Annotated in this window: 4 protein-coding genes; 2 read left to right on the forward strand and 2 right to left on the reverse strand. The window is 60.3% G+C overall.

All coding sequences use genetic code 11. The annotated features are described in order from the left end of the window. Positions 1-55: 55 nt before the first annotated feature. A complete protein-coding gene (locus tag DXD56_RS05840; protein WP_117640523.1) occupies positions 56-1486 on the forward strand; it encodes a 6-phospho-beta-glucosidase in 1431 nt (476 codons plus the stop codon). A 97-nt stretch (positions 1487-1583) separates the two neighbouring features. Here DXD56_RS05840 and DXD56_RS05845 read toward each other — a convergent pair whose 3' ends face one another. Together DXD56_RS05845 and mgtA are read right to left on the reverse strand one after the other, a co-directional pair. Continuing rightward, complete coding sequence (locus DXD56_RS05845; RefSeq protein WP_158549353.1) at positions 1584-2849, reverse strand: ATP-binding protein; 1266 nt, start codon at positions 2847-2849, stop codon at positions 1584-1586. Positions 2850-3232: 383 nt separating this feature from the next. After that, complete coding sequence (gene mgtA, locus DXD56_RS05850) at positions 3233-6001, reverse strand: magnesium-translocating P-type ATPase (RefSeq protein ID WP_117640524.1); 2769 nt, start codon at positions 5999-6001, stop codon at positions 3233-3235. Between the two features lie 436 nt (positions 6002-6437). Here mgtA and pyrE point away from each other — a divergent pair, with 436 nt between their 5' ends. After that, positions 6438-7118 (forward strand): orotate phosphoribosyltransferase, encoded by a 681-nt coding sequence (gene pyrE, locus DXD56_RS05855; protein WP_117640525.1) that lies wholly within the window; start codon positions 6438-6440, stop codon positions 7116-7118. Positions 7119-7189 lie beyond the last annotated feature (71 nt).

The raw sequence follows: 7189 nt of genomic DNA on the forward strand, positions 1-7189 counted from the left end.
CGCTGTTTGCAAGGATACTGAAACCACGACAAACAACGTGTGAAAGGATCGATGCATGGCTTTCCGTAATGACTTCCTGTGGGGCGGCGCGACGGCTGCCAACCAGTGCGAGGGCGCTTACGACGTGGATGGCCGCGGCCTGGCCAACGTGGACGTGGCCCCGCACGGCCCGGAGCGTTACGCGGTGGTCTCCGGCCAGCGCAAGATGCTCGACTTCGAGGACGGCTATTACTATCCCGCGCAGACCGGCATCGATTTCTACCACCACTACAAGGAGGACATCGCCCTCTTTGCCGAGATGGGCTTTAAGACCTTCCGCATGAGCCTGGCGTGGACCCGCATTTTCCCCAACGGTGACGAGACCGAGCCCAACGAGGCCGGCCTGGCCTTCTACGAGGACGTTTTCCGCGAGTGTCAGGCGCACGGCATCGAGCCGCTCGTGACCATCACGCACTTCGACTGCCCGATCCACCTTATCAAGGAGTACGGCGGCTGGCGCAACCGCAAGCTCATCGACTTCTACAAGAACCTCGCGACCACGATCTTCACCCGCTACAAGGGCCTGGTGAAGTACTGGCTTACCTTCAACGAGATCAATATGATCTTGCACCTGCCGTTTATGGGTGCCGGTCTGGTCTTTGAGGAGGGCGAGAACAAGGAGGCCGTCGAGTACCTGGCCGCCCACAACGAGCTCGTCGCCAGCGCCTGGGCAACCAAGATCGCTCACGAGATCGACCCTGAGGTCAAGATCGGTTGCATGCTTGCCGCAGGTAGCTACTACCCCTACAGCTGCCGTCCGGGCGATGTGCGCCAGGCGCAGATTGACAACCAGAGCAACTATTTCTTCGTCGACGTTCAGAGCCGCGGTTACTACCCGGCCTATGCCGTCAAGAAGCTCGAGCGTCTGGGCATCGATGTGGGCATGACGGACGAGGACCGCGAGATTCTGGCCGCCAACACCGTCGACTTCATCAGCTTTAGCTATTACAGCACCCGTTGCTCCGCCGGTGCCGATAACCCCGATGTCGAGCGCACCCAGGGCAACGCCTTCGCCGGCGCCAAGAACCCCTACCTGCAGGAGAGCCAGTGGGGCTGGGCCATCGATCCGCTAGGCTTCCGCATTACCCTCAACGACCTGTACGACCGCTATCAGAAGCCGCTGTTTGTGGTCGAGAACGGTCTGGGCGCCAAGGATGTTGTCGAGGAGGATGGCTCCATCAACGACGACTACCGTATCGACTACCTGCGCCAGCACATCGCCGCGATGCGCGATGCGGTGACCGAGGACGGCGTTGACCTGCTGGGCTACACCACCTGGGGCCCGATCGACCTGGTGTCTGCCGGCACGGGCGAGATGTCCAAGCGCTATGGCTTTATCTACGTGGACCGCGACGACGCAGGCAACGGCACCCTCAAGCGTTCCAAAAAGAAGAGCTTCGACTGGTACAAGAAGGTTATCGCCACCAACGGCGAAGATTTGGCCTAGGCGTTCTCAACAGCAATAGCATCCTAACCAAGGCGCCCGGCGAGCAGCCTATGCCCGTCGGGTGCCTTGTTAAAAGAAGTAAAAACTTGCAATTGCACTACGGCGCGAGCACATCCAGCGGAACAACTTGGACGCCGCGGTCAGTGACATAGGCTTGTGAACCAAATCCAATGATTACGACTTTCGAAACTGGCGGGTTGTTTCCGGCGGCAACCATACGCTTCTCGACAGCAATAAGGCTGTCAGACGCCTCTTCGATTTGGGCGGAGCTGAGCTTGATTTCGACCGGGATCCACGTTCCACCGGGAGCCGCAATGACTGCATCGACTTCTAGATCGCGAGAATCGTGATAGTGATAGAGGCCCATTCCATTTGCCTGCGCATAAACCCACAAATCATGAAGGGCCAACGATTCAAAAAGCAGCCCAAGCGTCTTGAAATCTAGCAGCAATGTCGCCGGAGTCGCTCCGAGCGCAGCGGCCGCCAGTGACGGATCAGCGAGATGATGCTTCTTCGATTCTCTTAAGTGCACGGGAGATCTCATTGCGGGGTTCCATGCGGGAATATCGCGAACGAAACTAACCCGAGCGAGAAGGGATATATATGATGCCGCCGTTTGTCTCGATACTTCTCCACCAAGATCGGCTACGAGCGTCTTGAGTGTCGCCAAAGTGGATTCATTGCGCGCAAGCGATTCGATGACAGCTTTGACCTTTTCAGGGTCGCGGCGAGAGCCGTCGACACGAGACAAATCTTCTTCGGCGACTATGCCGATGTAACGTTTCGCCATCGCCGACGCAGCCAGCGCATCGCGACCGACCGCCGCGGGCCATCCGCCACGGACAACGTACTCGGCAATCGAGGCGGAATCCAGCGATCCGAAAGCGCCATTGAACTTTTCGCCAGAAATAATGCCCGACAGCTTAACCGCGCCGCTGGATTTCCCAAGCTCGAAAAGCGTCATGGTATCCATGCGCAATTTAGCGAACCTTCCAGCGCCACTGTGCATTGGACGTTCGTCGTCTCGCGGTGTCGCTGACCCCGTAAATATGAACTGACCAGGCTCGCCGCTGCGGTTGTCGCACTCAAACCGTGCCGCGTCCCAAAGTTTCGGAACCTCCTGCCACTCGTCAATCAGCCGCGGCACCTCGCCGGAAACGGCAAGAGCCGGGTCAGTCTCGGCACGCAAGCGATTCTCGAAGTTGCGGGACGGGTCCATGAGAAGGAGCCTGGACGCCGCACGGGTCTCGGCCGTGGTCGTCTTTCCGCACCATTTCGGTCCTTCGATGAGAACGGCGCCGAATATACCCAGCAGCTGGTCAAGCTCATTTTCGATAATTCTAGTGTAGTACTTCTTTGGCATAATTATCACCATTGTTTACCAGTACATTTAACCAAATATACAGTTACTATTTAACCAAATATCAATTCTTTGGTTAACCATATTTACGCATTTCAATTAACGAAACAGATTAAACATGTACTGTTTGAGTTGGCACTTGGGAAATCTCTCGCTGGGCAATCCGTTGCTACGGCTGAGGCCTCTTCGTCGAACCGACACCCCCGGCGAGCAACTTATGCCCGCCGGGCGCCTTGTTAAAAGAAGTGAAAGAAAGCAAAAGAAGTTAAAACTTGCAAAAGAAATTAAAGCGGGGGTGAGGGGCGTTTTTAGCTGTTTTGGGCCGCCGCGGCCAGCGGGGGCGGGTCGCGGCGGCCCAAACATCCTTGACGAGGGTGCCGGTGAAGTTACAGCAGCTCGCCGTGGCGGGCAATGTAGCGGCGCTTTGCCAGCTGGGTGAGCGCGATGTAGGCGGAGACGATGCCGATGAGCAGCGCGAAGAAGCTCGTCGGCAGCGGCATGAGGCCCAGTGCATCGGCGATGGGGCTTGCCGGCAGCCAGGTGACGAGCGCCAGGCCCAGTACGGTGAGAACGCACAGCGCCGGCGCGGCGTGGTCTCGCAGGCTCGGCAGGCGCGGGGAGCGCAGCATGTGGATCACGAGCGTCTGTGACCACATGGACTCGACAAACCAGCCGCTCTGGAAGAGCGCCGTAAAGGCCGTCATGCTTGTGACGTCGCCCGCGGCGGCAAGCTCGGACCAGCTTGCGCCCACGGCGGCGGGGCACACCACAAAGAAGAGCGCAGCAAAGGTTGCGATGTCAAACAGCGAGCTCACGGGGCCCAGCTCGAGCATAAAGCCCTTGATGGACGCAGCGTCCCAGGCGCGCGGGCAGGCGGTCCAGGCATCGTCGACGGTGTCCCATGGCAGCGCGATGCACACGATCTCGTAGACCAGCGACAGCAGCACCAGCTGCAGGGCGCTCATGGGCAAAAACGGCAAGAACAGGCTCGCGACGGTCACGGACAGCACGTTGCCAAAGTTGGAGCTCACTGTGGTCTTGAGGTACTTAAGCAAGTTGCCGTAGGTGCGGCGGCCTTCGATGATGCCGCGCTCGAGCACGCCCAGGTCCTTCTGAAGCAAGATGATATCGGCGGATTCCTTGGCAATGTCGACGGCCGAATCGACCGAGATGCCGCAATCGCTCGCACGCATGGCGGCGGCGTCGTTGATGCCGTCGCCCATAAAGCCCACGGTGTGGCCGAGCAACTCGCGCATGACGCGCACCAGGCGCGCCTTCTGCAGCGGCGAGAGCTTGGCGAAGAGGTGGGTGTTCTCGGCGCGCTCGGCAAGCTCGGCGTCGTCGAGCGCATCGATCTCGGAGCCCAGCAAGACGTTGCTTGCGTCGATGCCGATCTGCTCGCAGACGGTGGCGGCGACACGGTCATTGTCGCCGGTCAGGACCTTAACGGCGACGCCCTTGGCCTCGAGGGTGGCGACGGCGCCCGCGGCACTTGCTTTGGGCGGATCGAGGAAGGCCAAAAAGCCCATCAGCACCATGTCGCACTCGTCGGCGATGCCAAACTCGCCCACGCAGCGCGGATCGGTCTTCTGCGCCACAGCAATCACGCGCAGGCCCTCGGCGTTAAGCCCAGCGACCTGCTTGCGAATCTGGGCGAGCTTCTCGTCGGTGAGCGGCTGAGCGATGCCATCGACCTCGACAAAGGAGCAGATCTCGAGCATTTCCTCTGCAGCTCCCTTGGTGACCATCTGGGTTTTGCCTTGGACGTCGGCGACAACTACGCTCAGGCGACGGCGCGAGAAATCGAAGGGCACTTCGTCGACCTTGGTATAGCGGTCGCGCAGGCTCTGGCCCAGCATGGAATCGGGTGCTGCGGCCGAGGGCGTCACATCGGCGCGGTCGATGACGGCCAGGTCGATAAGGTTCTTGAGGCCGGTCTGGAAGAAGCTGTTCAAAAACGCATGGCGCAGCACGCGTGCGTCTTCGTTGCCGTCGGTGTTGAGGTAGCGCTCGAGCACGATGCGGTCTTCGGTGAGGGTGCCGGTCTTGTCGCAGCACAGGACGTCCATCGCGCCCAGGTTTTGGATTGCTGGCAGCTCCTTGACGATAACCTGGCGACGGGCGAGGTCCTTGGCGCCCTGCGACAGGCTCGTGGTCACGATGACGGGAAGCATCTGCGGCGTGATGCCCACGGCCACGCTCGTGGCGAACAACAGCGCATCGATGACGTTGCCCTTGGTGGCGGCGTTGATGGCAAAGACGGCCGGCGCCATAACGAGCATGAGGCGTACGAGCAACATGGAGACGCTCGAGACGCCGCGGTCAAACGCGCTCTTCTCGCCGCGCCCGTTGAGCATCTTGGCGATGCCGCCCAGGTAAGTGTCCGAGCCGGTGGCTACGACAAGTGCCATAGCGGTGCCGTTTTGCACGGAGGTGCCGGTAAAGACGATGTTTTTGCAGGCAGAGGGCGGCAGTGCGGAGTCGTCGGCGCCCTCGACGACGGTGATGGCAGCGGTCTTCTCGACAGCCTCACTCTCGCCGGTGAGTGCGGACTCGATCACAAACAGGTCGCGCGCGGTGATGATGCGGGCATCGGCCGGCACCATGTCGCCGGCAGAGAGGCGGATCACATCACCGGGGACGAGCTCGTCGAAGGGAATCTCGATGCGCTCGCCGCCGCGCAGGGCACAGCAGGTGTTGGAGACCAGGTCCTTGAGGGCCTCGGCCGCATTGCCGCTGCGGGCCTCCTGGATAAACTTCATGCCGCCCGATACCAGCAGCATGATGCCGATAACGATGACCGTGGAGGGGTCGCGCTGGGGCTCGGGCACGGCGAGCACGTCGATGTAGAGCGAGACCAGTGCGAGGGCGGCGAGGATGCCAGCGAAGGGATCGACGAACGCGTCGGCGATGCGGCGGGCGAGCGTCTTGGTCGGCGCTTCGATGGTGTTGGGGCCGACGGCGCTCAGGCGCTCGGCGGCGCGCTCGGCGGTGAGGCCGTTTGCCGTGGCGTCAAGCAGTACGAGAGTGTCCTCAGCACAATGGGTGGCGGCGAATATGGTGTTCTTGGGCAGGCCGGCGTGGGCGGCAGGGCGCGCCGTGCGGCGGCGCTTGGAGATAGCTTCGAGTACCGTAGCGGTTTTGAGCATCAGCATAGGGTCCTCCTTGTTGAAGGGAGTTAGCGTACGTGTCGTATTTGCTTCAAAAAACCTAGATGTCGCTCACGTCAAGCTCGCGAACCGCCACAAAGGGGACAGGCACCTTTGTGGCGGTTTTGACGATCGGTTCGTGACGCTTATGCGAATACGGAATCCTCGCGGCGTGCCGAGGGCGACATGCAGGTTTTTCGACTATGACTGCCTTCCATGGCACACCTCCTTATGGACGGGCGCAGCGCGCTTTGGGTATCTCGTACCCGTTTTAATCCGCTCGTATTCTTGATGAGGGGGTTTGTCGTGTCAACCCCTTTGTTTGGAAAACCATTGCCCCTGACAAAGCCTTTACAGAATGCCGAGGCCCCAAAGCGCGCCCGCAACGCGCCCTGCCTGCGCTAAACTGGAAGGCACGTACGCGATTACGAGAGGAGCCCGCATGGAGGCTTACAAGCAAGAGTTCATCAAGTTCATGGTCGAGTCCGACGTTCTTAAGTTCGGTAGCTTTACGCTCAAGAGTGGCCGTCAGTCCCCGTTCTTTATGAACGCTGGCGCTTACGTGACGGGCTATCAGCTCAAGAAGCTGGGCGAGTATTACGCCCAGGCCATCCACGATAACTTTGGCGACGACTTCGATGTGCTGTTTGGACCGGCCTACAAGGGTATTCCGCTGGCCGTCGTGACCGCAATTGCCTACCACGAGCTGTACGGCAAGGAGGTCAAGTACTGCTGCGACCGCAAGGAGGCCAAGGACCACGGCGCCGATAAGGGCAACCTGCTGGGCTATGAGCCCCAGGACGGCGACCGCGTGGTCATGGTCGAGGACGTCACCACCAGCGGTAAGTCCATCGACGAGACCTATCCCAAGGTTAAGGCTGCTGCCGATGTCGAGATCAAGGGCCTCATCGTGTCCCTCAACCGCATGGAGGTCGGCAAGGGTGGCGTGACCACCGCGCAGAAGGAGATCGAGGCCAAGTACGGTTTCCCCGTCGCGAGCATCGTTTCCATGGCCGAGGTCGTCGAGACTCTCTACAACCACGAGATCGACGGCAAGGTCGTCATCGATGACGAACTCAAGACCGCCATCGACGCCTACTACGAGCAGTACGGCGTCCGTTAGTTACGCGGTTTTACCAAACCGCGTAACGGCTCGACGCTGCGCGCCGCCCAGGGCGACAATTTGTCATTCAA

The sequence above is a fragment of the Collinsella sp. TM06-3 genome (assembly GCF_003436395.1).
Taxonomy (GTDB): Bacteria; Actinomycetota; Coriobacteriia; order Coriobacteriales; family Coriobacteriaceae; genus Collinsella.